This is a genomic window from Streptomyces sp. NPDC002125, assembly GCF_053593715.1.
In genome coordinates this window covers 61,942-88,172 of record NZ_JBSFDD010000034.1, presented here as the reverse complement: position 1 = coordinate 88,172, position 26,231 = coordinate 61,942, and the positions used below count along the sequence as shown (strand labels likewise).

Annotated in this window: 21 protein-coding genes; 16 read left to right on the top strand and 5 right to left on the bottom strand. The window is 72.8% G+C overall.

Annotated elements, in window-relative coordinates; translation table 11 throughout:
* Nucleotides 1-113: 113 nt before the first annotated feature.
* Nucleotides 114-596, bottom strand: a complete 483-nt coding sequence (locus ACWCQM_RS36545; protein ID WP_450919385.1) for a GNAT family N-acetyltransferase — start codon at nucleotides 594-596, stop codon at nucleotides 114-116.
* 213 nt (nucleotides 597-809) lie between these two features.
* Between ACWCQM_RS36545 and ACWCQM_RS36540 the strand changes: the two genes are divergently transcribed.
* Both ACWCQM_RS36540 and ACWCQM_RS36535 read left to right on the top strand, forming a co-directional pair.
* Complete coding sequence (locus tag ACWCQM_RS36540) at nucleotides 810-1,385, top strand: hypothetical protein (protein WP_450919384.1); 576 nt, start codon at nucleotides 810-812, stop codon at nucleotides 1,383-1,385.
* Nucleotides 1,386-1,729: 344 nt separating this feature from the next.
* On the top strand, nucleotides 1,730-2,023 hold the full coding sequence (locus tag ACWCQM_RS36535) for a hypothetical protein (protein WP_450919383.1): 294 nt from the start codon (nucleotides 1,730-1,732) through the stop codon (nucleotides 2,021-2,023).
* A 162-nt stretch (nucleotides 2,024-2,185) separates the two neighbouring features.
* On the opposite strand, the gene ACWCQM_RS36530 is transcribed toward ACWCQM_RS36535, so the two are convergent.
* Together ACWCQM_RS36530 and ACWCQM_RS36525 are read right to left on the bottom strand one after the other, a co-directional pair.
* On the bottom strand, nucleotides 2,186-2,983 hold the full coding sequence (locus ACWCQM_RS36530; RefSeq protein ID WP_450919382.1) for a tyrosine-protein phosphatase: 798 nt from the start codon (nucleotides 2,981-2,983) through the stop codon (nucleotides 2,186-2,188).
* A gap of 99 nt (nucleotides 2,984-3,082) precedes the next feature.
* Nucleotides 3,083-3,577, bottom strand: coding sequence for a DUF6325 family protein (locus tag ACWCQM_RS36525; RefSeq protein ID WP_450919381.1), 495 nt, complete (start codon nucleotides 3,575-3,577; stop codon nucleotides 3,083-3,085).
* 288 nt (nucleotides 3,578-3,865) lie between these two features.
* Between ACWCQM_RS36525 and ACWCQM_RS36520 the strand changes: the two genes are divergently transcribed.
* The 5 genes from ACWCQM_RS36520 (at nucleotide 3,866) to rho (ending at nucleotide 13,146) form a co-directional block, all read left to right on the top strand.
* Nucleotides 3,866-6,250 carry an ATP-binding cassette domain-containing protein gene (locus ACWCQM_RS36520; RefSeq protein ID WP_450919380.1) on the top strand — a complete coding sequence of 795 codons (2,385 nt, stop codon included), beginning with the start codon at nucleotides 3,866-3,868 and terminating at the stop codon, nucleotides 6,248-6,250.
* A gap of 165 nt (nucleotides 6,251-6,415) precedes the next feature.
* Entirely contained in the window at nucleotides 6,416-8,272 is a 1,857-nt protein-coding gene (locus ACWCQM_RS36515; protein ID WP_450919379.1) for a methylmalonyl-CoA mutase family protein, read from the top strand.
* The gene (gene scpA / locus ACWCQM_RS36510) at nucleotides 8,272-10,515 is read left to right on the top strand and encodes a methylmalonyl-CoA mutase (protein ID WP_450919378.1); all 2,244 of its coding nucleotides are present in this window, start codon (nucleotides 8,272-8,274) and stop codon (nucleotides 10,513-10,515) included. Before ACWCQM_RS36515 ends, scpA begins: the two co-directional genes overlap by 1 nt.
* 10 nt (nucleotides 10,516-10,525) lie before the next feature.
* Entirely contained in the window at nucleotides 10,526-11,515 is a 990-nt protein-coding gene (gene meaB, locus ACWCQM_RS36505; RefSeq protein ID WP_450919377.1) for a methylmalonyl Co-A mutase-associated GTPase MeaB, read from the top strand.
* A gap of 491 nt (nucleotides 11,516-12,006) precedes the next feature.
* Nucleotides 12,007-13,146 carry a transcription termination factor Rho gene (rho, locus tag ACWCQM_RS36500; RefSeq protein ID WP_450919376.1) on the top strand — a complete coding sequence of 380 codons (1,140 nt, stop codon included), beginning with the start codon at nucleotides 12,007-12,009 and terminating at the stop codon, nucleotides 13,144-13,146.
* A gap of 113 nt (nucleotides 13,147-13,259) precedes the next feature.
* On the opposite strand, the gene pgm is transcribed toward rho, so the two are convergent.
* Nucleotides 13,260-14,906: a phosphoglucomutase (alpha-D-glucose-1,6-bisphosphate-dependent) gene (gene pgm / locus ACWCQM_RS36495; protein ID WP_450919375.1), complete on the bottom strand. Its 1,647-nt coding sequence runs from the start codon at nucleotides 14,904-14,906 to the stop codon at nucleotides 13,260-13,262.
* A gap of 582 nt (nucleotides 14,907-15,488) precedes the next feature.
* On the opposite strand from pgm, the gene ACWCQM_RS36490 reads away from it, so the two are divergent.
* From ACWCQM_RS36490 to ACWCQM_RS36450, 9 genes are all read left to right on the top strand, one after another.
* Nucleotides 15,489-16,664 carry a glycosyltransferase family 4 protein gene (locus ACWCQM_RS36490; RefSeq protein WP_450919374.1) on the top strand — a complete coding sequence of 392 codons (1,176 nt, stop codon included), beginning with the start codon at nucleotides 15,489-15,491 and terminating at the stop codon, nucleotides 16,662-16,664.
* A complete protein-coding gene (locus tag ACWCQM_RS36485) occupies nucleotides 16,661-18,136 on the top strand; it encodes an exopolysaccharide biosynthesis polyprenyl glycosylphosphotransferase (RefSeq protein ID WP_450919373.1) in 1,476 nt (491 codons plus the stop codon). The genes ACWCQM_RS36490 and ACWCQM_RS36485 overlap by 4 nt, the downstream gene beginning before the upstream one ends.
* 3 nt (nucleotides 18,137-18,139) lie before the next feature.
* Nucleotides 18,140-19,516: an O-antigen ligase family protein gene (locus ACWCQM_RS36480; RefSeq protein ID WP_450919372.1), complete on the top strand. Its 1,377-nt coding sequence runs from the start codon at nucleotides 18,140-18,142 to the stop codon at nucleotides 19,514-19,516.
* Nucleotides 19,513-21,129, top strand: coding sequence for a lipid II flippase MurJ (locus ACWCQM_RS36475; protein ID WP_450919371.1), 1,617 nt, complete (start codon nucleotides 19,513-19,515; stop codon nucleotides 21,127-21,129). The genes ACWCQM_RS36480 and ACWCQM_RS36475 overlap by 4 nt, the downstream gene beginning before the upstream one ends.
* Complete coding sequence (locus ACWCQM_RS36470) at nucleotides 21,119-21,880, top strand: polysaccharide deacetylase family protein (protein ID WP_450919370.1); 762 nt, start codon at nucleotides 21,119-21,121, stop codon at nucleotides 21,878-21,880. Before ACWCQM_RS36475 ends, ACWCQM_RS36470 begins: the two co-directional genes overlap by 11 nt.
* Complete coding sequence (locus ACWCQM_RS36465) at nucleotides 21,877-23,013, top strand: glycosyltransferase (protein WP_450919369.1); 1,137 nt, start codon at nucleotides 21,877-21,879, stop codon at nucleotides 23,011-23,013. The genes ACWCQM_RS36470 and ACWCQM_RS36465 overlap by 4 nt, the downstream gene beginning before the upstream one ends.
* Nucleotides 23,010-23,687, top strand: coding sequence for a YveK family protein (locus ACWCQM_RS36460; protein WP_450919368.1), 678 nt, complete (start codon nucleotides 23,010-23,012; stop codon nucleotides 23,685-23,687). Before ACWCQM_RS36465 ends, ACWCQM_RS36460 begins: the two co-directional genes overlap by 4 nt.
* Nucleotides 23,684-24,847, top strand: coding sequence for a GNAT family N-acetyltransferase (locus ACWCQM_RS36455; RefSeq protein WP_450919367.1), 1,164 nt, complete (start codon nucleotides 23,684-23,686; stop codon nucleotides 24,845-24,847). The genes ACWCQM_RS36460 and ACWCQM_RS36455 overlap by 4 nt, the downstream gene beginning before the upstream one ends.
* A gap of 149 nt (nucleotides 24,848-24,996) precedes the next feature.
* The gene (locus ACWCQM_RS36450; protein ID WP_450919366.1) at nucleotides 24,997-25,278 is read left to right on the top strand and encodes a chaplin; all 282 of its coding nucleotides are present in this window, start codon (nucleotides 24,997-24,999) and stop codon (nucleotides 25,276-25,278) included.
* Nucleotides 25,279-25,353: 75 nt separating this feature from the next.
* Here the strand turns inward: ACWCQM_RS36450 and ACWCQM_RS36445 are convergent, their stop codons facing one another.
* Nucleotides 25,354-26,214 carry a tyrosinase family protein gene (locus ACWCQM_RS36445; protein WP_450919365.1) on the bottom strand — a complete coding sequence of 287 codons (861 nt, stop codon included), beginning with the start codon at nucleotides 26,212-26,214 and terminating at the stop codon, nucleotides 25,354-25,356.
* Between the last annotated feature and the right edge of the window lie 17 nt (nucleotides 26,215-26,231).

The following is a 26,231-nucleotide window of genomic DNA, read 5'->3' as shown; positions in this document are numbered from 1 at the left end:
GGTGCGCGGCGGCCGGGGCCCGCCCCGCGGGGGGGGGCGGGGGGGGGGGCCGCGCCCCCCCCCCCCCCCGGCGGCCGGCGCGCCGGCCGGCCGCCGCGCCCCCCCCCCACGGCTCAGGGGGCGCCGCCCACCGCGAGGGTGAACTCGGGCCTGTCCCACATCACCGCGGGCGGCCGGGCGCGCACGATGCCGGTGCGTTCCGCGCCCACGCTGCGGTAGAAGCCCTCCGACGGCGGGTGCGCGACGACGCGGAGGGCGTCCAGGCCGGCACGGTGCGCCTCGCCGCGCAGGTGGCCGATGAGCAGACGGCCGATGCCCCTGCCCTGGGCGTGGTCGGCGACGAACATCAGGTCGAGTTCCGGGGGCGACAGGATCAGCGCGTAGAAGCCGAGCACCCGCTCGTCGTCGACGGCCACATGGACGGTGTGCGTCTCGATGTAGTCGGGGCCGATCCTGTATCCCGCGACCATGGGCGCGTAGTGGCCCTCGTAGGCGCGCGACGAGGTGACCAGGCGGGTGAGCCGCTTGGCGTCCCGTGCGACGGCCCGCCTGATCCGGACCTCGCCGCCCCGGCCTCCCGTAATGCTCGATCTCATGAGGCGAGTATTACGCACTTGAAGGGCCCGGCACACCTGCCCCCGGCCCGCCTCCGGGCCGCTCCGGGAAGAACCCTGCCTCGAACGGCTTCGAGGGGGTACACGACTGATGCACAGCGCCCGGCGGCATCCCGAACCGGGCCCGGAACGAGAGGAGTTGACGGGAGTGGAACAGCACGACGCACCGACCACGAACCGACGGGAGTGCCGGCCATGACGACCGTGGTGATCATCGTTGCCGTCGTCCTGGTGGCAGCACTCGCCCTCTTCCTCGTCCGTGGGCAGAAGACCGGCGGGCGTGGGCTGCGGCGCCGCTTCGGCCCCGAGTACGACCGCACGGTCGCCCGTCACGACGGCGACACGAAGGCGGCCGAGCACGAGCTCGCCGAGCGGGTGAAGCTGCACGGATCCCTGTCCGAACGGCCCCTGTCACCGGAAGCCCGCGAGGCGTACGCGCGCCGCTGGGCCGAGGTGAGGGAACGATTCATCGACTCGCCCAGGGACGCGGTCGTCGAGGCCGACGCCCTGCTGGCGCAGCTGGCGCGGGACCGGGGCTTCCCGGACGGCGACAGCTTCGAGGAGCAGACGGCCGCCCTCTCGGTCCATCACGCCGAGCAGGTCGACGGCTATCGGAGGGTGCACACGGCCGTGAGGGGCCAGGGCGGCACGGAGGAGATGCGGAAGGCCCTGATCGAGGCCCGAGCGCTCTTCGACGTCCTGCTCGCGGACTCACCCGATGAGCCGGTCCACGCGGGCCGGCACGAGGCGAAAGGCAGTGCATCAGCGTGACGGACTCCACCGGACGAACCACACACACGACAGAGCCGGCTCCCGCGACGGACCCGGTCCCGACCACTGACCCGCGCAGGGCCCCCGCGACAGAACCGGTCTCCACTTCGGACTCGCGCAGGGCCCCCGCGACGGACTCGGTCTCCACTTCGGACTCACGCAAGGCCCCCGCCACGGAACCGGTCTCCACGACGAATCCGCGCAAGGCCCCTGCGGCAACTCCCGCGGCGACGGCCCGAACCGCGTCCGCCGACGCGACGGCCCGCGACACCACCGCCCGCGGCCTGCGGAACAGTGGTCCCGGTGACCACGATGTTCCGCCCGCCCCGCGTACGGCCCCCGACGTGCCGGGCACCGGGCGGGCCGACGGACCGCTGGTCTCCAGGGACGACCAGGACAAGCTGTCCCGGCGCATGCACCACGCGGTCACCGACTTCGTCGAGAACCCCCGCCGGGCCGTCGAGGAGGCGGAGGGCACGTTCGAAGAGATCGTCTCGGGCCTGACCGAGGCCCTCGCGGAACGCAGGCGCGTCCTGCGCGCGGGCTGGCGGGAGCAGGACACCGAGGCACAGACGGAAGAGCTGCGCGTGGCGCTCCAGCACTACCGCGACATCAGCGAACAGCTGCTGAAGATCTGAGCGGCACCGCTGTCGCACACCGGCCCGGTGCGGAGTCCCGCGGACTCCGCACCGGGCCTTCGCCTGCGCGGGCAGGCCGCCGGACCGGCACGGTGGGATCCGTGGGACACGCGCGGACAGTCGGAGCGACACGGTGGGAGCCGAGTGAGACGCGCGTGGACCTCAGACCGGCACCGTCAGGTCCTCGCGCAGCCGCTCGGCCACGGCGGGAGGAAGGCGCAGCGCCTTGCTCAGATAGCCGTCGAGACCGCCCCAGCGCTCGTCCATGGCGTCCAGGGCCGCCTCGAGGTACCGGGGCCGGGCGTCGATGACCGCGGACGCGATGTCCGGGTCGCCGCCCTCGTCGAGGAAGCGCCGCAACGCCGGCCCGAAGGCCGCACGGACCGCACGGTTCACCGCGAGGAACTCCTCGCGTACGACGTCACGCGAGGCGCCCGCCGTCATCAGCAGCAGCGCCGCCGCCCATCCCGTGCGGTCCTTCCCGGTCGCGCAGTGGAAGAGCAGGGGCCGGGCTCGGGGGTCGGCGGCGGTGTCCAGGAAGGCCCGGTAGGCGGCCGCAGCTCCCGGGGAGAGAACCATCTTCCGGTAGGTCTGGGCGAACATCTCCTCCGCCCTCCCGCCGCCGAGGAGGCTCGCTGCTCCGTCCGGGTCGTTGAGCAGCGCCCTGAGCCGGGCCGGCGCGACGCCAGGGTTGTCGCCGAGGACGTCGGCGACGAAGAGCCTGGCGCCCGGCGGCAGACGGTCGGGCGCCCACTGGCGCTCCTCGGCCGTGCGCAGGTCGACGACCGTACGGATACCGAGGGCGGCCACGGCCATGTCGTGGTCCGCGTCGAAGTCGCTCAGCTGGCCGGAGCGCAGCAGGACTCCCTGCCTCAGACGGTGGTCGCGCCCCAGGGCGATGCCGCCCAGATCGCGCAGGTTGACGACGGTGGCTGCGGGGACGGCCCGGGCGGTCTGCACGATGAACTGCCTCTTTCCCGACAGACTGCAGGTCGGAATCAACGTCGCACGGCGTGCGCATATCGACAAAGGAAACGTGGGGTGCCGGCCGGTGTGGAGTCAGTCGGCGAGGATCCTGGTCTTCTGGGCCGCGAACTCGGCCTCGGTGAGTGCCCCCTGCTGCCTCAGCGCCGCGAGCCTCTCCAGCAGCGTGATGACGTCGTCGCCGCCGTCGGCGGGGACGCGCTCATGCGCCAGGAGACGGCCGCCCGCCTCTTGGACCGCCCGGGTGAGCGGGACCGACCAGAGGTCCTCCCACACGATCAGGGCGGCGGAGTCACCCTCCGGCAGGCGTTCGAGCACTTCGAGATCGGTGATCTGAGGCACCCCGTCCCGGCCGCCCTCGGGTGGCTCGAAGGCCAGCAGCCCCTGAGGGTCCATCGCGCGCAGCTCCAGGCGTTCGAGAGCTCCGCCCGAGGCTCTGCGGGCGAAGGCCAGATCGAGGATGCGTGCCGCCTCGGAGGCGACGGCGTCCACCAGTACGGGCGCGATCGCGTCGGCGAAACGGCCCCCGGGAAAGGTGACGACGAGGTACTCCACTGGTCCCACGGCCACGGTGCGTCCTTCCCCTGCGGTGCTGGGTCGACTGAAGCTTAACTTCGGACATTCAGTGACGCATTGTGAAATCCAATGACGAACCAGCCGGTCAGGAATCGAGAAGCGTGTGCGGACCGCCGCCCGTAGCGTGAAACACGGAACGCCGCGCTTCGGCCGGCCCCGTTCCCGGGAACTCCCCGGACCGCACAACCGGACTGGTAGACAACGACCGTTGCCGCGCACGTGCCGGTGACACGGCAGGCGACCGCGCAGGCGGCCCGCGCAACAGATGGAGACACGACGAGCATGGCCACGAGGACGAACAGACGGTCACCCGCGCCGCATGTTTCCGACAGCCACGACCTGATCCGCGTGCACGGAGCGCGCGTGAACAATCTGAAGGACGTCAGCGTCGAGATCCCGAAGCGCCGCCTCACGGTGTTCACCGGGGTCTCCGGCTCGGGCAAGAGTTCGCTGGTGTTCAGCACGATCGCCGCGGAGTCGCAGCGGATGATCAACGAGACCTACAGCGCCTTCGTGCAGGGCTTCATGCCGACGCTCGCGCGGCCCGAGGTCGACGTGCTCGAAGGGCTGACCACCGCGATCATCGTCGACCAGCAGCGACTGGGCGCCGATCCCCGCTCCACCGTCGGCACCGTGACCGATGCCAACGCGATGCTGCGCATCCTGTTCAGCCGGCTCGGCGATCCGCACATCGGCCCGCCCGGCGCGTACGCGTTCAACGTCCCCTCGGTCCGCGCCAGCGGGGCGATCACCGTCGAGCGGGGCAACAAGAAGACGGTGAAGGCCACCTTCAACCGCACCGGCGGCATGTGCGGGCGGTGCGAGGGCAGGGGCTCGGTCTCCGACATCGACCTCACCCAGCTCTACGACGACTCGAAGTCGATCTCCGAGGGCGCGTTCACCATCCCCGGCTGGAAGTCGGACAGCTTCTGGACCGTGCGGCTGTACGCCGAGTCGGGTTTCCTCGACCCGGACAAGCCGATCAGCAGGTTCACCAAGAAGGAGATGCGGGACTTCCTCCACCACGAGCCGGTCAAGGTCAAGGTCGAGGGCGTGAACCTCACGTACGAGGGCCTGATCCCCAAGATCCAGAAGTCGTTCCTGTCCAAGGACAAGGACGCGATGCAGCCCCACATCCGGGCGTTCGTCGAACGCGCCGTCACCTTCACCACCTGCCCCGAGTGCGACGGCACCCGGCTCAGTGAGGAGGCCAGGTCGTCGAAGATCGGGCGGATCAGCATCGCCGACGCCTGCGCCATGCAGATCAGCGATCTGGCCGAGTGGGTGGGCGGTCTCGACGAGCCGTCGGTGGCGCCGCTGCTCACCGCGCTGCGGCAGACCCTGGACTCGTTCGTGGAGATCGGCCTCGGCTATCTGGCGCTCGACCGCCCCTCGGGCACGCTGTCGGGCGGTGAGGCGCAGCGGGTCAAGATGATCCGTCATCTCGGCTCCTCGCTGACCGATGTCACCTATGTCTTCGACGAGCCCACCATCGGCCTTCACCCGCACGACATCCAGCGGATGAACGACCTGCTGCTGCGGCTCCGCGACAAGGGCAACACCGTGCTCGTCGTGGAGCACAAGCCGGAGACGATCGCGATCGCCGACCACGTCGTCGACCTCGGCCCCGGCGCCGGAACGGCCGGCGGCACCGTCTGCTTCGAGGGCACGGTCGAGGGACTGCGGGCCGCAGGCACCATCACCGGCCGCCACTTCGACGACCGTGCCACGCTCAAGGAGACGGTGCGCAAGCCCACCGGCACGCTGGAGATCCGCGGCGCGACGGCGCACAACCTGCGGAACGTCGACGTCGACGTGCCGCTGGGGGTGCTCACCGTCGTCACCGGTGTCGCCGGTTCGGGCAAGAGCTCGCTCGTGCACGGTTCGATCCCCGCGGGCGAGGACGTGGTCTTCGTCGACCAGGGCGCGATCAAGGGCTCGCGGCGGAGCAACCCGGCGACGTACACCGGGCTGCTGGACCCCATCCGCAAGGCGTTCGCCAAGGCCAACGGCGTGAAGCCGGCCCTGTTCAGCGCGAACTCCGAGGGCGCCTGCCCCACCTGCAACGGCGCCGGGGTCGTCTACACCGACCTGGGGATGATGGCCGGAGTCTCCACGACGTGCGACGACTGCGAGGGCAAGCGGTTCCAGCCCGCGGTGCTGGAGTTCCTGCTCGGCGGACGGGACATCAGCGAGGTGCTGGCCATGTCCGTCACCGAGGCCCAGGAGTTCTTCGGCGCCGGTGAGGCCGCGACGCCCGCCGCGCACCGCGCCCTCGGCCGGCTCGCGGACGTCGGGCTCGGCTATCTCAGCCTCGGCCAGCCGCTCACCACCCTCTCCGGCGGCGAGCGCCAGCGGCTGAAGCTGGCGACCCACATGGCGGACAGGGGCGGCGTGTACGTCCTCGACGAGCCGACCGCGGGCCTGCACCTCGCCGACGTCGAGCAGTTGCTCGGTCTGCTGGACCGGCTCGTCGACTCAGGCAAGTCGGTCATCGTGGTCGAGCACCACCAGGCGGTCATGGCACACGCCGACTGGATCATCGACCTCGGCCCGGGCGCCGGTCACGACGGCGGCACGATCGTCTTCGAGGGGGCACCCGCCGACCTCGTCGCGGACCGGTCCACCCTCACCGCGCAGCACCTCGCGGCCTACGTCGGAGCCTGACCGGGGCGGCGCGGTACCAACGCCCTTGCCCGGCGTCGGCGTTCACCCGGGCCGCCGTCACGGGGCGGAGCCGCTGCGGCGAGGAGGCTCTCGTACCGCTGGGAGAGGGCAAGGTCACAGTCAGTGGCTCTGCTGCTCCCCGGAGCGCTGACCTAGCATCTGACCATGACGGTCCTGCCTGCTGACGGGCTTTCTCCGGCCTCCGATTTCCCCGACCCTTCCCACGACCAGTGGCAGAGCCTCGTCGAAGGCGTACTGCGCAGGTCGGGCAAGGAAGTCACAGGGGCGGCGGCCGAGGAAGCGCTGTCCACCGCGCTCGGGGACGGGCTCACCGCCCGCCCGCTGTACACCTCCGCCGATGTGTCGGCGGACCCCGGTATGCCCGGCTTCGCCCCTTTCACCCGGGGCAGCAGGGCCGTGGGGAACACCACGAACGGCTGGGACGTGCGCCAGCGCCACGCGCTCACCGATCCCGTGCGCCTGAACGAGGCGTTGCTCGGGGACCTGGAGAACGGCGTCACCTCGCTCTGGCTGGCCGTCGGCGGGCCCGGCGGGGTTCCGGTCGAGGGTCTGGCCCGCGCTCTGGAGGGCGTGTACCTCGACCTGGCGCCCGTGGCGCTCGACGCGGGAGCCGGCCTCGGGCCCGCCGTACGGGAGTTGCTCCGGCTCCACGAGGCGCGCGGGCACGCGAAGGCAACGGTGAGGGGAAGCCTCGGGGCCGATCCCCTCGGGCTGGCCGCCCGCGGGGGCACGGAGCCGGAGTTCGGCGAAGCCGTCCACTGGGCGCAGGTCTGCTCAAGCGAGTACCCCGGGCTGCGGGCGCTGGTGGCGGACGCCCTTCCGTACCACGAGGCGGGCGGTTCGGCGGCCGAGGAGCTCGGGCTCTCGCTGGCCACGGGCGTCGCCTATCTGCGGGCACTGACGGCGGCGGGGCTCTCCGTCGAGGAGGCGTGCGGACAGCTGGAGTTCCGGTACGCGGCGACGGCCGACCAGTTCCTCACGATCGCGAAGCTGCGCGCGGCACGGCGGCTGTGGTCCCGCGTCGCCGAGGTCTGCGGGGCTCCCGGCGCCGGGGCCCAGCGGCAGCACGCGGTGACCTCGTCCGTGATGATGTCCCGCCGCGATCCCTGGGTGAACATGCTGCGCACGACGCTTGCCTGTCTGGGTGCGGGCGTGGGCGGCGCGGAGTCCGTGACCGTGCTGCCGTTCGACCACGCGCTGGGACTGCCGGACGCGTTCGCCCGGCGCATCGCCCGCAACACCTCGACGATCCTGATGGAGGAGTCGCATCTGGCCCGGGTGACCGACCCGGCAGGCGGTTCCTGGTACGTCGAGCGGCTGACCGATGAACTCAGCTCTGCCGCCTGGACGTTCTTCCAGGAGATCGAGCGGGCCGGCGGCCAGGCCGCCGCGCTGCGCTCCGGCATGGTCCAGGAGCGGCTCGCGGCCACCTGGGCGGCCCGGAGCAAGGACCTGGCCCGTCGCAAGGAGCCGGTGACCGGGGTCAGCGAGTTCCCGGCCATCGACGAACGGCCGGTGGAGCGCGAGCCCGCCCCCGCCGTCCCGTCGGACGGAGGGCTGCCCCGGGTCCGGCGCGACGAGGCGTTCGAGGCGCTGCGCGCCCGCTCGGACCGGCATCTGGCCGCCACGGGGAGCCGTCCCCGGGTCTTCCTCGCCGCCCTGGGACCCGCCTCGGCCCACACGGCGCGGGCCTCCTTCGCCGCGAATCTCTTCCTCGCGGGCGGCATCGAGCCCGTCCAGGAGCCGGCCTCCGTGGACGCGTCGACCGCCGCGGCGGCCTTCAAGGCGAGCGGGGCCACGATCGCGTGCCTCTGCTCGACGGACGCCCTCTACGCCGAGCAGGCCGAGGGCGTCGCCGCGGCGCTCAGGGCGGCGGGCGCCGAGCAGGTCTTCCTCGCCGGACGGCCGGACGCCTTCCCCGGGGCCGACGTCCATGTGTTCGCCGGCTGCGACGCGGTCGCCGTCCTCTCGTCCGTACTCGACCGCATGGGAGCGGCGTGATGCAGAACCCTGAGACCACCGGGTCCCCCGGGACCCCGGCGTCCGTGGTGCCGGACTTCTCCGGCGTCGCCCTGTCCGGGGACGCCCCCGCCGAGGTGTCCGACGAGCAGTGGCGCGCCGCCGTGAAGGAGTCGGCGGGCCGCTCGGAGGACGAGCTGGCCTGGGAAACCCCGGAGGGCATCGAGGTCAGGCCGCTCTACACCGGGCGGGACCTGGAGGGGCTGGACTTCCTCGGGACCTACCCGGGCATCGCGCCGTATCTGCGCGGCCCGTATCCGACGATGTACGTCAACCAGCCCTGGACGATCCGTCAGTACGCCGGATTCTCCACGGCCGAGGAGTCCAACGCCTTCTACCGGCGCAATCTCGCGGCGGGGCAGAAGGGTCTCTCCGTCGCCTTCGACCTTCCGACCCACCGGGGCTACGACAGCGATCACCCCCGGGTGACCGGCGATGTCGGCATGGCGGGTGTGGCGATCGACTCGATCTACGACATGCGGCAGCTCTTCGACGGCATCCCGCTGGACCGGATGTCGGTGTCGATGACGATGAACGGCGCGGTGCTTCCCGTGCTCGCGCTGTACATCGTGGCCGCGGAGGAGCAGGGCGTCGCGCCCGAGAAACTGGCCGGGACCATCCAGAACGACATCCTCAAGGAGTTCATGGTCCGCAACACCTACATCTATCCGCCCGGTCCCTCGATGCGGATCATCTCCGACATCTTCGCCTTCACCTCGCAGAAGATGCCGCGCTACAACTCGATCTCGATCTCCGGCTACCACATCCAGGAGGCCGGTGCGACGGCCGATCTGGAGCTGGCGTACACGCTGGCCGACGGCGTGGAGTATCTGCGGGCCGGTCAGGAGGCGGGCCTCGACGTGGACGCGTTCGCTCCGCGGCTCTCGTTCTTCTGGGCGATCGGCATGAACTTCTTCATGGAGGTCGCCAAGCTCCGCGCGGCGCGGCTGCTCTGGGCCAGGCTGGTCAAGGAGTTCGGCCCGAAGAACCCCAAGTCGCTCTCGCTGCGCACCCATTCGCAGACGTCCGGCTGGTCGCTCACCGCCCAGGACGTGTTCAACAACGTCACGCGCACCTGTGTCGAGGCGATGGCCGCCACCCAGGGCCACACGCAGTCGCTGCACACCAACGCGCTGGACGAGGCACTCGCCCTGCCGACGGACTTCTCGGCGCGGATCGCCCGCAACACCCAGCTGCTGCTCCAGCAGGAGTCGGGCACCTGCCGGGTCATCGACCCGTGGGGCGGCAGCGCGTACGTCGAGAAGCTGACGCACGACCTGGCGCAGCGGGCCTGGCAGCACATCGAGGAGGTCGAGGCCGCGGGCGGCATGGCGAAGGCCATCGACGCGGGCATCCCGAAGCTCCGGATCGAGGAGGCCGCCGCGCGTACGCAGGCACGGATCGACGCGGGCCGCCAGCCCGTCATCGGGGTGAACAAGTACCGGGTGGAGACCGACGAGAAGATCGATGTGCTCAAGGTCGACAACTCCTCGGTGCGCGCCCAGCAGATCGAGAAGCTGCGCCGGCTGCGCGAGGAACGCGACGAGGACGCCTGCCAGGCCGCCCTGCGCGCCCTGACCGACGCGGCGGGCCGGGAGCCGGGGCCGGACCTGGAGGGCAATCTGCTGGCGCTGGCGGTCGACGCAGCCCGGGCGATGGCCACGGTCGGAGAGATCTCGGAGGCGCTGGAGAAGGTGTACGGGAGGCACGCGGGGCAGATCCGTACGATCTCCGGGGTGTACCGCAAAGAGGCAGGAGAGTCCCCCTCCGTGGACCGCACCCGCGCGCTGGTCGGAGAGTTCGAGGAGGCGGAGGGGCGGCGCCCGCGCATCCTCGTCGCCAAGATGGGCCAGGACGGGCACGACCGCGGCCAGAAAGTGATCGCGACGGCCTTCGCCGACCTGGGCTTCGACGTCGACGTCGGCCCGCTGTTCCAGACGCCGGGCGAGGTGGCCCGGCAGGCGGTCGAGGCGGACGTGCACATCGTGGGCGTCTCGTCGCTGGCCGCCGGTCACCTCACGCTCGTGCCGGCGCTGCGCGAGGAGCTGGCCGCCGAGGGGCGCGAGGACATCATGATCGTGGTGGGCGGGGTGATTCCGCCGCAGGACGTCGAGGCGCTGCACGAGGCGGGTGCCACCGCGGTGTTCCCGCCCGGCACGGTGATCCCGGACGCCGCCCACGACCTGGTCGCGCGGCTCGCCGCCTCGCTCGGCCACGAGCTGTGAGCCGCTGAAGGTGGCCGCGAACATCGACATCGACGCCTACGTCAAGGGCGTGCTCGACGGCAAACGGGCGTACGTCGCACGGGCGATCACGCTCGTGGAGTCCGCCCGCCCCGATCACCGTGTGCTGGCGCAGCGGCTGCTGAGCGAGCTGCTGCCGCACGCGGGCCGGGCCAGAAGGATCGGGATCAGCGGAGTGCCGGGCGTGGGCAAGTCCACGTTCATCGACGCGCTCGGCACCCTGTTGACGGGTCTCGGGCACCGGGTCGCGGTGCTGGCCGTGGACCCGTCCTCCAGCCGGACGGGCGGTTCGATCCTGGGGGACAAGACCCGCATGGAGCGGCTGGCGGTGGACGCGCGGGCGTTCGTACGCCCCTCCCCCACGGCCGGGACGCTCGGCGGTGTGGCCAAGGCGACGCGCGAGTCCATCGTGGTGATGGAGGCGGCGGGCTACGACGTGGTGCTGGTGGAGACGGTGGGGGTGGGGCAGTCGGAGACGGCGGTCGCCAACATGGTCGACACCTTTCTGCTGCTCACCCTGGCCCGGACGGGCGATCAGCTGCAGGGCATCAAGAAGGGGGTCCTTGAGCTGGCCGACGCCATCGCGGTCAACAAGGCCGACGGCCCGCACGAGCGCGACGCGCGCTCCGCGGCGCGTGAGCTGGCGGGTGCCTTGCGGCTGATGCACCCGGCGGACGCGGCCTGGGCTCCCCCGGTGCTGACGTGCAGCGCCAGGGAGTCGACGGGGCTGGACACGCTGTGGGAGCGGCTGGAGCAGCACCGCACGCTCCTGGAGTCCACCGGCCGGCTCGCGGCCAAGCGCCGCGAGCAGCAGGTGGACTGGACATGGACGATGGTCCGCGACGACCTGCTGGACAGCCTCCGCGCCCACCCGGCGGTGCGCACGCTCACCCCGGAGCTGGAACAGCGCGTCCGCGGGGGAGAGTTGACGGCCACGCTCGCGGCCGAGCAGATCCTGAAGGCGTTCCGCGGGGAGGGCTGAGGGCACGTCGTCGCCGGGGGACGGCGAACGGCGGGAACCGTCACGGCCCTTGCGTCCGGGATCGGCTCGCCAGGGCTGCGAGCACCGCGAGCCGTCACAGCCCTTGCGCCCGGGACCGGCCCGCCGCCCGGGTGAACGCCCGGCCGCCACCCTGGCGAGCAGCCGGCCGCCACCCTGGCGAGCAGCCGGCCCGCTGCAGCGGACGTCCGCCGGGCCTCCGCCGCAGCGGGCCGGGAACCTGCCGGAGAGCCCGGCCCCTTCCCCCCGCTCCCCCATACGTGCTACCTTGCGAGCAGCATTCGTGAACGCCCTAATCGGGCGCCGATGCTTCTTCCCCGCTGTTGCGCCCGTCCTGTGACGACCGGCGATCCAGCTTTTCGCACCACCTCTTCCGTCCGGTACGGGCCTCTTCCGCCCGTCGTACGAGGCGTGACATCACCGCCTTGCCTTCGCCGGACCTCTCATTCGCCATGTCCGCGAAAGGACCCACCATGACCAGCACACTCGAACGCCCCGTATCCCCGCAGAGCCTGCCCGTCCGCACCGTCGGTGTCCTCGACACCACGCAGAACGGACATGGCGTACTGCGGACCGACGGTGGCCACCCCTCGTCCCGTGACATCCAGGTGTCGCCCGCGCTGATCCGGCAGTACGGCCTGCGCAAGGGCGATCTCGTCGAAGGCACCTGCGAGCGGCCTCGCGTGCTCTCCCTCGTCGACTCGGTCAACGGCCGTGCGGCGCACGAGCTCCGTGGCCGGCCGCACTTCCGTGACCTCACCCCGCTGCACCCCCGGGAGCGGCTGCGCCTGGAGACGCCCGGCGGCGGCCTCGCGCCGCGCCTCATCGACCTCGTCTCCCCGGTCGGCAAGGGCCAGCGCGGCCTGATCGTCGCTCCTCCCAGGACCGGCAAGACGGTGCTGCTCCAGCAGATCGCCGCGGCGGTCGCCGTCAACCACCCCGAGGCCCATCTGATGGTGGTCCTGCTGGACGAACGCCCCGAGGAAGTCACCGACATGCGCCGCTCCGTGCGGGGCGAGGTGTACTCCTCCACCCTCGACCGTCCCGCCAAGGAGCACATCGCGCTCGCGGACCTCGCCGTGGAACGCGCCAAGCGGCTGGTCGAACAGGGCCGGGACGTCGTGATCCTCCTCGACTCCCTCACCCGGCTCTGCCGCGCCCACAACAACAGCGGCGGGGCCGGCGGGCGCACTCTGAGCGGCGGCGTCGACGCGTCCGCGCTCACCGGCCCCAAGAAGCTCTTCGGGGCGGCCCGGCTGGCCGAGGAGGGCGGCTCGCTCACCATCCTGGCGACCGTGCTCGTGGAGACCGGCTCCCGCGCCGACGACTACTTCTTCGAGGAGCTCAAGGGAACCGGCAACATGGAGCTCCGCCTCGACCGCGCCCTGGCGGACAGGCGGGTCTTCCCCGCGGTCGACATCACGCCCTCCGGTACCCGCCGTGAGGAACTCCTGCTGCCCGCAGCCGAACTGGCCGCCGTACGGGGGCTGAGGCGCGCCCTGCGGTCCCGGGAGGCGGGGGCCACGCTCGAAACACTGCTCGACAGGCTGCGCAGGACCCCCGACAACGCGGCCTTCCTCCGCCAGATCCGGCAGACCGTCCCCGACGCCTGACCGGCACCGTCGCCGGCTCGGGTCCGCGGCTCCCTATCGGCCGGGTCCGCGGCTCCGTATCGGCCGGGGTGCGGCGGGCCCGGGTCCCGGGCCCGCCGCTCGGTGCCCGTCGCTCAGCCCGCGCCGCCCAGTGCGTCGGAGACCAGGGCGCGGGCCTCGTCCTGGACCCTGGCCAGGTGTCCGGCGCCCTGGAAGCTCTCGGCGTACACCTTGTAGACGTCCTCCGTGCCGGAGGGGCGGGCCGCGAACCACGCGCTGTCGGTGCAGACCTTGAGCCCGCCGATGGCGGCGCCGTTGCCCGGCGCCTCCGTGAGCACCGCGGTGATGGGCTCGCCCGCCAGGGTGTCGGCGGTGACCTGCTCCGGGGAGAGCCTGGCCAGCACCGCCTTCTCCTCACGGGTCGCGGGCGCGTCGACCCGGGCGTAGGCCGGATCGCCGAAGCGGGCGGTGAGTTCGCCGTAGTGCTGGGAGGGTGTGGAGCCGGTGACCGCGGTGATCTCGGAGGCCAGCAGGGCGAGCAGGATGCCGTCCTTGTCGGTGGTCCACACCCGGCCGTCGCGGCGCAGGAAGGAGGCACCTGCGGACTCCTCCCCGCCGAAGCCCAGCGTGCCGCCGAACAGTCCGTCGACGAAGAACTTGAACCCGACGGGGACCTCCACCAGTTGCCGTCCGAGGTCAGCCGCGACCCGGTCGATCATGGAGGAGGAGACCAGGGTCTTGCCGATGCCCGCGCCGGCGGGCCACCCCTCCCGGTGGGAGTAGAGGTAGCGGATCGCGACGGCGAGGTAGTGGTTGGGGTTCATCAGCCCGCCGTCGGGCGTGACGATGCCGTGCCGGTCGGCGTCGGCGTCGTTGCCCGTGGAGATGTCGTAGGCGTCGCGCTGTTCGATCAGTGAGGCCATGGCGTACGGAGAGGAGCAGTCCATCCGGATCTTGCCGTCCCAGTCCAGCGTCATGAAGCGCCAGGTCGGGTCGGCGAGCGGATTGACGACGGTGAGGTCGAGCCGGTGGCGCTCGGCGATGCGCCCCCAGTACGCGACCGAGGCCCCGCCGAGCGGGTCGGCTCCGATCCGGACGCCCGCGTCCCGTACGGCGTCCAGGTCGAGGACGGCCGGGAGGTCGTCGACGTAGGCGCTCAGGAAGTCGTGCCGGCCGGTGGTTCCGGCGGCCAGGGCGCGGGCGTACGGGATGCGCCGCACCTCCTTCAGCCCGCCCTCGATGAGGGCGTTGGCCCGGTCCTGGATCCAGGAGGTGGCGTCCGACCCTGCCGGGCCGCCGTGCGGGGGGTTGTACTTGAAGCCGCCGTCGGCGGGCGGGTTGTGCGAGGGGGTGACGACGATGCCGTCGGCGAGTGAGGAGGTGCGGTCCCGGTTGTACGTCAGGATCGCGTGCGAGACGGCGGGGGTCGGGGTGTAGCCGTCGTCGGTGTCGATCAGGACGGTGGCCCCGTTCGCCGCCAGCACCTCCACGGCCGTGATCCGGGCGGGCTCGGACAGCGCGTGGGTGTCCGCCCCGAGGAACACCGGCCCGTCGGTGCCCTGGCGGGTGCGGTACTCGCAGATGGCCTGGGTGGTGGCCGCGATGTGGTCCTCGTTGAAGGCCGCCGCCAGGGCCGAGCCCCGGTGGCCCGAGGTTCCGAAGGCGACGCGCTGGCCGGGCTCGGCCTGGTCGGGGTGGACCGTGTAATAGGCCGTCACCAGCCGTGCCACGTCCACCAGGTCTCCGGGCTGCGCCGGCTGACCGGCCCGTTCGTGAACCATCGGTTCTCCTCTGTCGTCATCGGCCGTTTCGCTGTCCGCCACGGGACGGACGATCATCACGAGTCGTACCCGATACTGCCTCGTCCGCTCCGCTCCCGGGCAACGGGGGCGGAGCAGCAGTACATCCGGAGAGCGGCGGAACACAGGCCGTTTCACGATGATTGGCCGGTTCACGCGGAAAGCATGCCGATTCCCGGCAAGGCTCCGAATGCACCAGGCGAGGCGACAAACACCGCGGACCGAATTAGGTCGCCCAATCGGGGGAATTCGGGACCGCTTAACTCCCGGCACGTATAGGGAACCCCACGGGAAACGGGCGGCCGCGCACGGCACGGCCATCATGCGTCAGGGCCGGGATTCAAAGCGTTCACCCTGGTCTGACACGCCGCAGGATTCGGCAGCCGAGTTCCCGCTGCCTGCTCACGGGTAGTCCGTGGAGACGGAGCGCGAGTCATACGTGTATTCCGACGAACGTTCTGTCACAGTGCGTTTCGGTTTTACCCACTCGATCTCCGCCGCCATATTCCTTGCCGCCGGTCTTTAACCGAACCGGCTCTTCGGGGCATGTGAAAGAGAGCCTGCGTGCTGCAGAAGAGTTGCACCGAGGAAAGTCGACTGACGGTCCTTCATCTGGTCCAGCCGGTGGACGGCGGCGTCGCCCGCGTCGTCACCGACCTGGTCGCGGCACAGGTCCGTGCGGGCCACCGGCCCGTCGTGGCCTGCCCGGCGGACGGTCAGCTGCCCGAAGGCGCCGCCGCGGCCGGGGCCCGGGTGTGCGTGTGGCCCGCCGAGCGCTCCCCGGGGCCCGGACTCGGGCGGGAGATCGCCACGGCGGGCCGTCTGGTCCGCGCGTACGCCCCTGATGTGATCCACGCCCACAGCTCGAAGGCCGGGCTCGCCGGACGTCTCGCGGTGCGCGGCCGGGTCCCGACCGTGTTCCAGCCGCACGCCTGGTCGTTCGAGGCACTGGAGGGCAGGGCCGCCGGTCTGGCGAAGGCGTGGGAACGGCTCGGGGCGCGCTGGAGCGACCGCATCCTGTGCGTCAGCGAGTCCGAGCGCCGGGCCGGGCTGCACGCGGGCATCGCGGCTCGCTGGTCGGTCATCCACAACGGGATCGACCTCACGCGCTTCAAGCCCTCCGGCGCGGACGCCCCGGTGAGGGCCCGTGCCGCGCTCCCCCTGCTCGACGGTGTCCCGGCGGACGCGCCGCTCGTCGTGTGCGTCGGGCGGCTGAGCCGGCAGAAGGGCCAGGACGTGCTGCTGCGGGCCTGGCGTGCGGTCTCCGACGGCGGCGCGCGGCTCGTGCTGGTCGGCGACGGACCGTACGAGGAGGAGCTGCGGCGCGCGGCTCCCCCCGGTGTGCTCTTCGCCGGCGGGTGCGCGGATGTGCGGCCCTGGCTCAGGGCCGCGGACCTGCTGGTGCTCCCGTCCCGCTGGGAGGGGATGGCGCTGGCCCCCCTGGAGGCCATGGCCTGCGGCACTCCCGTCCTGCTGTCGGACGTGAACGGGGCGCGGGAGAGCCTGGCCCCGGGACACGTGCCCCACTGCCTCGTGGCGCCCGAGGATCACGCCGCTCTCGCGGCGGCGCTCACCGCCCTGCTGACGGACCCGGCCCTGCGCGCCGAACTGGGCCGCACGGCGCAGAGCCGCGCGCGGTCGGTCTTCGACGTGACGAGGACGGCCGGAGCGGTGCTGCGTCTCTACCAGGAACTTGTCGGCCAGTCCCGCCCCATGACGAGGAAGCGCACCGAGCGATGACGACGGAGAGTGCACCTGTCCCCCGTGCCGCCCAGGCCACCGCCGTACGACGTGCGGTGTACGCGATCCGCCCGCCCCGCAGTGGCGGCGGACGGCCGGCCGCCCCCGCCGTCCCGGGCAGGAGGCGCAGGGCGGCCCCCGCCGCGCTGATGGCCGCCGACTGCCTGGCACTCGGCCTGGCCACGGCGCTCGTCGCTCCCTGGCCGTGGCTGTCGGCCGTCGTCCTCCTGCAGGCCGCGGTCCAGCTGCTCCTGAACTCCTGGCGCGGCCTCTTCAGGACCGGGCTGTCCCCGTCCGTCCTGGCGGAGCTGCCCGCGCTGTCCGGTCTCGCGCTCGTCCAGTGGTACGCGACGGCCGAGGTGCTGGCGGCGTCCGGTTCGCGCTACGCCGTCGGCTGGGCGGCCCTGGCCTTCGCCGCCGCCGCGCAGACGGTGCTGTGCTGCGCCGGGCGCGCCGTCGTGCACCGGGCCCGGCTCCGGGCGGCCGCGCGCCGCCCGCGGTCCACGCTCGTCGTAGGGTCCGGGCCGCTCGCCGACCGGGTCTCGGCCGTTCTCCAGGAGCATCCGCGTTACGGGATGCGGCCGGTCGGCCGGGTGGGCACCGCGGCGGGCGAGATCCCCGCCCCCGCGAGCGGCACCGCGCTTCCCGTCCTCGCGTCGGTACAGGACGCGGGGCGTGCGGTCATCCAGAACTCCGTGCGGCACGCGGTCTTCACGGCCCCGCCCGAGTCGGTGCCGGACGGCGAGGAACTCTTCGCCCTGTTCGCCCGGCAGGGCTGCCAGGTCTGGCTGATCACCGATCAGGGAACGGCCGGGCGCTTGCGGAGCACGGCCCGGCCCGACCACGTGTGGGGTTTCGCCGCCCACGCGCTGCACACGGGGCCGCAGCGCCCGGTGGCGCAGCGGGTGAAGCGCGCCATGGACGCCGCCCTGGCCGCCGTCGCCCTGGTCGTGGCGTCCCCCGTGATGGCGGTCTGCGCCCTCGCCGTACACCTGTGCGACGGCCCCGGCGTCATCTTCCGGCAGGAGCGGGTCGGCAGGGACGGGCGGCCGTTCGTCCTTCTGAAGTTCCGCACCCTGCGCCCCGCCGACGCGCACGAGTCGGCCACCCGGTGGAACGTGTCCACGGACACCCGCATGAGCCGGGTCGGCAGGACGCTGCGCAGGACGTCGCTCGACGAGTTGCCCCAGCTGTGGAACGTGGTGCGCGGGGACATGAGCCTGGTCGGCCCACGCCCCGAACGCCCCTATTTCGTGCAGCAGTTCAGCCTCGCGCATCCCGGCTACCGGAACCGCCACCGGATGCCGGTCGGCATCACGGGGCTGGCGCAGGTGCACGGGCTGCGGGGCGACACCTCCATCGAGGACCGGGCACGCTTCGACAACAGGTACATCGACACCTGGTCGCTCTGGCAGGACGTGTGCGTGCTCGCGCGCACGGCCGGCTCGGTGTTCCGGCTCGGGGGCAGCTGAACCGTGACACTCACCGAGACCGAGGCACCCGCCGTACGGACCCCCGTCCGGCCCCCCGCGCCGGCCGTCGTCGAGGACGCGCCTTCGCGCGGGTGGGCCCGCCGGTGGCCGCTGCTGCCGCTGGTGGCGACGGTCCTGCTCGTGGCCGTGCCGTCCGACGGCGCCGACAGCACGGGCGCCACGGCCGCCGACCTCCTCTCGGGTGTCGCCGTCCTCGTCTGTGTGGGCCGCCTGCTGTTCCTGAGGCGGCGTCCGCTCACCACGGCTGCTGCGTTCGTGCTGGGTCTGCCGGTGGCCGGGCTCGCCCTGGCCACGGTCTGCGCCGCGGACCCGGCGGCGGCCCTGCCGGGATTCGTGCGGTACCTCCAGGTCTTCGTCCTGGTGCCGGCCGCCGTCCTCCTCCTGGTAAGGGACGCCCAGGGATTCCGCGTCCTCGCGGGCACGCTGGTCCTGCTGGCGGTCGTCCAGGGCGCGACGGGCGTCCACCAGTACGTCACCGGCACCGGTGCCTCGTACATGGGCGAGGAGATCCGCGCGGTCGGCACCTTCGGCCCCAGCGATGTGATGGGGATGGCCACGGTCGTCGGCTACGGGCTGCTCGCGGCAGCGGCGTTCGCGCTGCGTCCCTCCGCGGGCGCCCCCCGGTGGCTGAGGGTCTGGGCGGCGGTGACGGCGGCACTGCTGGTCGTCCCGCTCGCGCTGTCCTTCAGCCGGGGGGCCTGGATCGCGACGGCCGCGGGCGCTCTCGCCGTGATCGCGCTGACCGGGCTCCGTCAGGCCGTCCGCGCCCTGGCGGTCCTGGGCGCGGCCGGCGTGGTGCTGGTGGGTGGCCTCGGTGTCGGTTCCGAGATGATCTCGCAGCGGCTCACCAGCATCACCGAGGTGACCAGCGCGCCCGACCCGTCCGTCAACGACCGCTACACGATGTGGGCCGCGGCCGAGGGCATGTGGCGCGAGCACCCGGCGGCCGGGGTCGGCCTCAAGGGCTTCCCCGCCCACCGGGACGCGCACGCGTCCATCGGGCTCTCGGCCGGGAGCGACACCGAGGGGGCGGGGCAGGAATTCCGCAGGCAGCCGCTGCTCTCCCCGCACAACATGTATCTGCTGGTGCTGAGCGAGCAGGGTCTGATCGGCTTCACCGCCCTGGTGGGTTCCTGGGCGGCACTCCTGGCCGGCTGCGTACGCAGGCTCGTGCTCTGCCGGTCCCGGGGCACCGCGGCCGTCGACTGCGGGCTGGCCGCCGTCGGGCTGATGACCTGGCAGACCGTGGACTTCCTGTACGCGGACATCGGCGGCCCCTCCACCGTCCTCACCGGGATCGTGCTCGGCCTGGCGGCGTGGTGGGCGCTGGCCGGTCCTGAGAGGACGACCGCAGCGTGAGCGCCACCACGGGCACGCCCCCGGAGGCGGTCGCAGGACCGTCCACGCGTGACGCTCCGGCGGGCCCCGGCCGCTTCCTGGCACGGGCGGCGGGCGGTGCCGCCGGGCTGACCGTGGTCGCCGCGGTGCTGGGACTCGTGCGGGACCAGGCCATCGCCCGGCTCTTCGGCGCCAGTCATGCCAGCGACGCCTTCCTGATCGCCTGGACCGTGCCGGAGATGGCGGCCACGCTGCTGATCGAGGACGGAATGGCGCTGCTGCTCGTGCCCGCGTTCAGCCTGGCGCTGACCCGGCGCGCCACCGGGGGGACCGCGGTGGACCCCGTGCGGGCGCTGGTGGCCGCGACGCTCCCCCGGCTGTCGGCCGCGCTGGCCTGTGTGGGCGCCCTGCTGGTCTGGGGCGCGCCCTGGGCCGTCGGCATCCTGGCACCCGGGCTGGACGATCCCCGGCTCGCCGTGGACTGCACCCGCCTGACGGCGGTCACGGTGCTGACCTTCGGGATCACCGGGTACTTCAGCGCCGCGCTGCGGGCGCACGGCCGCTTCCTGGCACCGGCCGGCGTCTACATCGCCTACAACATCGGCATCATCGGCATGACGCTGGCACTGCACTCCGTCTGGGGGGTGCGCGCCGCCGCCGCCGGGGTCGCCCTGGGAAGCGTGCTGATGATCCTGACCCTGCTGCCCACCTTCGTGGCGCTGGTGCCCGGCCGGCGCGGGCGGGTGCGGAGGGCGGCCCGGGAGCGCGGCCCGGCCCTGCTCGGTGCGGCGGTCCTGGCGCCGGTCGTCCTGTTCGTGGTGAGCCGTCAGTCACAGGTCTTCGTCGAGCGCTTCCTGGCCTCGTCCCTGCCCGACGGGGCGATCTCCCATCTCAACTACGCGCAGAAGGTGGCGCAGTTGCCGATGGTGCTCTCCATGATGATCTGCACGGTGACCTTCCCCGTCGTCGCCCGGGCCATGGCGGCCGGCGACCGGGAGGGCGCCCGGCGGCGGGTCGAGCGCGATCTCGCCCTGGCCGGGACCGTGGTGCTGCTGGGCACCGCGACGGTGCTCGGATGCGCGCCGCAGATCGTCGAAGTCCTCTTCCAGCGGGGCGCCTTCGACGCCGCGGACACGGCGGCCACCGCCGGTGTGATGCGGGTCTACGCGCTCGGTCTGCTCGGTCACACGCTGGTCGGCGCCCTGTGCAGGCCGTTCTTCTCGGCGGGCCGGCCCACCTGGTACCCGCTCGGGGCGATGGGCGCGGGCCTCCTGGTGACCACCGGGGCCGGGCTGGTCCTGACCGCTCCGTTCGGCGTGGAGGGCATCGCAGCCGCCAACGCGCTGGGCATCAGCACGGCAGCGCTGGCGATGCTCCTGGGGCTGCGTTCACGGGCGGTCGCCGTACGGGCCGGCTCGGTGGCCCTCTCCCTCGCGAGGCCCGCCGCCGCCGCGGCGGTGGCGGCGCTGGCGGGGTGGACGGCGGTCGGTCCGGTGCCCGGAGCGCTGCCCGGTCTCGCGGCCGGCTGCGCCGTCGTACCTCTCGCCTTCCTCCTCACGGCTCTCGCGCTCAGAGCACCGGAAGCCGTTCATCTGCTGGCACTCATCCGACAGAGGTTCACCCATGGCCGCTGACACCTCAACACCCCGTGTCCGTACGCTCCCCCGCCGGTCCCAGCCGTGGATCCTCACCTATCACTCGGTGAGCGACCCGACAGACGATCCGTACGGCATCACCGTCTCCGCCGACCGCCTCGACGAGCAGCTGACCTGGCTGCGGCGCAGGGGCCTGACCGGCGTAGGGATCACGGAACTGCTACGGGCCCGGGCCGCCGGGCAACGCGGCCTGGTCGGGCTGACGTTCGACGACGGGTACGCCGATTTCCTCGACGAGGCGCTCCCGGTGCTGCTCGCGCACGGCTGCACCGCGACCGTGTTCGTGCTGCCGGGACGATCGGGCGGTACGAACACATGGGATCCGCTCGGCCCCCGCAGACCGCTGCTCACCGAGGAGGGCATCCGTACCGTCGCGGCGGCGGGGATGGAGGTCGGCTCCCACGGCATGCTCCACCGGGATCTCACGGCCCTGTGCGACGACGAGCTGCGCGAGGAGACGCGAGGCAGCCGCGACGCGCTCGCCCGCCTCACCGGCCAGGCCCCGCCGGGTTTCTGCTATCCGTACGGCACGGCCGACCGGCGGGTGCTCGGCGCGGTGCGGGAGGCGGGGTACGCCTACGGCTGCGCGCTCGTCCCGGGTTCCCTGTCGGGTCCCTTCGCCCTTCCCCGTACCCATGTGAGCCACGCGGACCGGTCCACCCGGCTGCGGGCCAAGGAGCTGCGGCACCGGCTGCGGCACCGCCGCGCACAGGCGGGTGACGCCGGATGAGGGCGTTGCACGTCATCACCGGTCTCGGCATCGGCGGGGCCGAGCAGCAGTTGCGTCTGCTGCTGCGTCATCTGCCGGTGCGGTGCGACGTGGTGACGCTGACCAATCCGGGTGCGGTCGCGGAGGGCCTGCGCGCCGACGGCGTCCGGGTCCGGCACCTGGGCATGCGGAGCAACCGCGACCTCGCCGCCGTGCCCAGGCTGGCCCGGCTGATCCGCAGGGGCTCGTACGACCTCGTGCACACGCATCTGTACCGGGCGTGTGTCTACGGGCGGATCGCGGCACGGCTCGCCGGGACCACCGTGGTGTCGACCGAGCATTCGCTGGGACACGCGGAGATCGAGGGCAGGCCGCTGACCCGTGGCACCCGGGAGCTCTACCTGCGCACCGAGCGGCTCGGGGCGGCGACGGTCGCCGTCTCCGACACCGTCGCGGGCCGGCTGCGCGACTGGGGGGTACCCGCCGCCCGCATCCATACCGTCCCCAACGGCGTCGACGTGGCCGCCTTCCGCTTCGACGGCGAGCGGCGCCGCGCCACCCGCGCGCTGCTGGGCATCCCCGAGGGCGCCTTCGTGGTGGGGGGCGTCGGCCGGCTCGTGCCCGGAAAGCGCTTCGACGCCACGCTCCGGGCCGTCGCCGCGCTGCCCGGCGCCTGGCTCGTGCTGGCCGGGGACGGCCCGGAGGCCGGGCCGCTGCGCGCGCTCGCCGCGGAGCTGGGTGTGGCCGGCCGCGTCCGCCTCCTCGGGGAGTGCGGCAGCGGGGGCACGGCACCGGGAATCCCCGCCGTGCTCAGCGCCGTGGACGCCTTCGTCTCGGCGTCCCGGGAGGAGTCCTTCGGGCTGGCCGCCGTCGAGGCCCTGTCCGCGGGACTGCCCGTGGTGCACGCGGCCTGCCCCGCCATCGAGGACCTGGCGGGGCGGGTGCCCGGAACGACCCGTGTCGGGGCCTCCCCCGGCACCGCGGACCTCACCGGTGAACTCACGTCCGCGCTGCGGCGCCTGAGCGGGAGCGGCACCCGCAGACTGCCGCCGCCGGCCGCCGTGGACCACTACGACATCCGGCTCAGCAGCCGGCGCCTCATGGACGTCTACGCACACGCCACCGTCCCCCCGACCGAGAGAGCACACCCATGACCGAGTCGCCCGCGCAGCAGCCTGCCGTCCCCGGACGGTTCCGCAGGCTCCGCACCGCATCCCTACGGCCCAGTTGGTGGCCCCTGCCCGCCTGCGTCCTGCTCGGGGCGGCATGCGGGCTCTCGTACGGGATGCTCGCCACGCCCGAGTACGCGGCCACGGGTTACGCCATGGTGACCGCGGCCAAGGGCACCGACCCGGCGGCGGCGCTGGGCTACGCGCAGTCCTACGGCCGTCTCGCCACCAGCGACGCGACCCTCGGCTACGCGAAGGGCGCCGCAGGCGAGCCGGTGCGCCGACTGCGCACGCACGTGGTGTCCGAGACCTCCCCCGACTCTCCGATGATCTCCGTCACCGGTACGTCGGCCGATCCGGACCGCGCGGCGGACATCGCCAACGCGGTCACCGAGGCGCTGGTGGTCAGCAGCGGTCATGTCGCGAAGGAGACCGGAGTGAGCCTGATCAAGTTCTCGCACGCGGTGCCGCCGGGCGACCCCGTGTCCCCTTCGGTGCCGCTGGGCACGGCCGTGGGCGCGAGCGCGGGCGGGCTGGCGGGCGGACTGGTCCTGCTGGTCCGCCCCCGGGCCGGCCGCCGTGACGTCACCGCCCAGGTCCCGGGCCCCGCCCAGGGCGGCACGGACGCCCCCGCCGGCGAACGGGAGCTCGTACGATGACCAACGCCACGCGCGGGCGGCTCACCGCCACCCTCTGCCGGGACCTCGCCGAGTTCACCGCACTCGCCGCGGAGTGGGACGCGCTGCACCGCCGCTGCCCCACCGCCACCCCGTTCCAGAGCCACGCGTGGCTCCATTCGTGGTGGCTCTCCTACGGAACCCAGGGCAGGCTGCGGATCGTCCTCGCCCGGCGGGGCGGCCGGCTGATCGGCGCGGCCCCGCTGATGCTGGCGCACCGTCCGATGCCGCTGCTGGTGCCGTTGGGCGGCGCGATCTCCGACTACTCCGACATCCTCGTGGACGCCGAGGACACCGAGGGCGCGGTCACCGCTCTGGAGCGCGGGCTGCACCGCGCCGCCGCGCACACCGTCGTCGATCTGCGCGAGGTGCGGCCCGGCGCCTCGGCGCAGCTGCTGGCCGACGCCTGGTCCGGGGCGCGGAGCAGCCTCACGGACTCGACCTGCATGGAGCTGCCGGGTGAACCGATCGAGGTCCTCATCGGGCGGATGAGCGGTTCGCGCGGCCAGCGGGTCCGCGCCAAGCTGCGCCGGATCGACTCGCTGGGCATCGAGTGCCGCGAGGCGTCCGTGCACCGGGTGCCGGGCGCCATCGGCAACCTGCTGCGGCTGCACGAGCTCCAGTGGCTCGGCCGGGGTGTCAACGAGGAGCATCTGCGGCCCCGGTTCTGCGCGCACCTGGTGCGCAGTACCCGCCGGATGGTGCGCGACGGCGAGGCCTCGGTCAGGGAGTTCGTGCTCGACGGACAGGTGGTGGCGGCGGATCTCTCACTCCGGTCCGCGCAGCTGACGGGCGGCTATCTGTACGGGGTCGATCCGGGGCTCAGGAAGAAGGTGGACGTCTCGTCGATGCTGATGCGCGAACTGGCGCGGGAGGCGGGCGGCCTGGAGCGGGGTGTCCTGAGCCTGCTGCGCGGCTCGGAGCAGTACAAGAACAACTGGTCGCCCGTGCCGGTGGTCAACCGGCGTCTGCTGCTGGCGCGTTCCGGTCTCGCCCCGTCGCTGCGGCTGCGTGAGGCGCAGATCCTGGCGCGGGACCGGGCGGCGGAGGCGGTGAAGTCCCGCTTCCCCGAGGCACGGGACTGGCGCGGGGTGCTGAGCGAGCTGCCGTCGGCCGGGCGGGCGCTCATCGGCATGCGTTGATCCGGTCGGCCGGACCCGATCTCAGCGGCCGGAGTTGGGCCGAGATGATGACTTTTGCTCCGGTCCGTTACCGTCTGTCGACTTCCGCGTTGTCAGTGCACAGCGGCCGCAATCCAGGCGGCCGGTCTCGTCCCTCTCAAGGAGAACTGATGTCGCGTATCTCGAAGGCGGCCGCCGTCATGGCCGGTACCGGTGCCCTGCTCGCGGGCGGTGCCGGCATGGCCACCGCCGACTCCGGCGCGCAGGCCGTCGCGGCCGGCTCCCCCGGCGTCCTTTCGGGCAACGTCGTCCAGGTGCCCGTGCACGTCCCGGTCAACGTCTGCGGCAACACCGTGAACGTGATCGCGCTGCTGAACCCGGCGTTCGGCAACACCTGCGCCAACGTCTCGGACAGCCACGAGGACAAGGGCGGGTACGGCTACGGCCACTGATCTCCCCCGCAGCACCGTGAGGGCCTCCCCTTCCCGCCCCAGGGCGGGAAGGGGAGGCCCTTCGCGCTGCGCCGTTCAGACGTACCGGTAGAGCCGCGTGTGGTCCATGAGCTGCGAGGGCCGCACGTCCCAGGGCGGCATGGGCCGGTCGGCCGGGAACACCCGGTCCCGCTGCGGGTCGTCCTTCGGGAGCTCACGGGCGGGCAGATAGCGCGAGCGCGGATGCGCCTTCTGCCAGCGCGCCCAGAGCAGGTCGATGAAGGCGTGGTGCAGCCAGAAGACGGGATCGTCGGGCGACGCCGCGCCCCCCATCGACCCGCCGATCCAGCGGTGCACCTGGTTGTGGTTGGCCACACCGCGGCCCTCCCGGATGCCCCAGCCCTCGATCCTGTTGCGGAAACCGGTGGCGCTGACGCTGTTCCAGGGCGCGGTGTCGTAGACCGGGTCGCGCAGCGCGCGGTCCACGTCCGCCGCACGGGGCAGGGTGACCGGCGAGGAGGGGCGGCCGAGATTGCGCCGCAGGAAGGGGTCGTCGGTGACCCCGGCGCGGATGCGCCAGTTCCCCCGCCGGTAGGCGAACGGCCCCGTCATGACCTGCCGGTCGCCGGGCCTGCCGTTGCCGCCGAGGAAGTCCTCCGCCCAGAGGGAGGAGCTCGCCGTGTTGTCCCGGGTCCAGTCCCAGTAGGGGATCGACACGCGGGAGTCGACGGACCGGAGCGCCTCCTCGAACTCCAGCAGGTACCTGCGGTGCCAGGGGAAGAATGACGGTGTCATGTGGGCGGGCCGCGGCCCGCTCTCGCCGTCGGTGACGTAGTACTGCCGGTGCAGGCTGACGAACTCGTCGTAACGTCCCGAGCGCTTCAGCTCCAGGATCGCGTCGACCAGGCGTTTCTTCTCGGTGCGCGTCAGATCGCGCTGGTTCTTGCGGTTGTACACCCGTGTTCGTCCTTAGG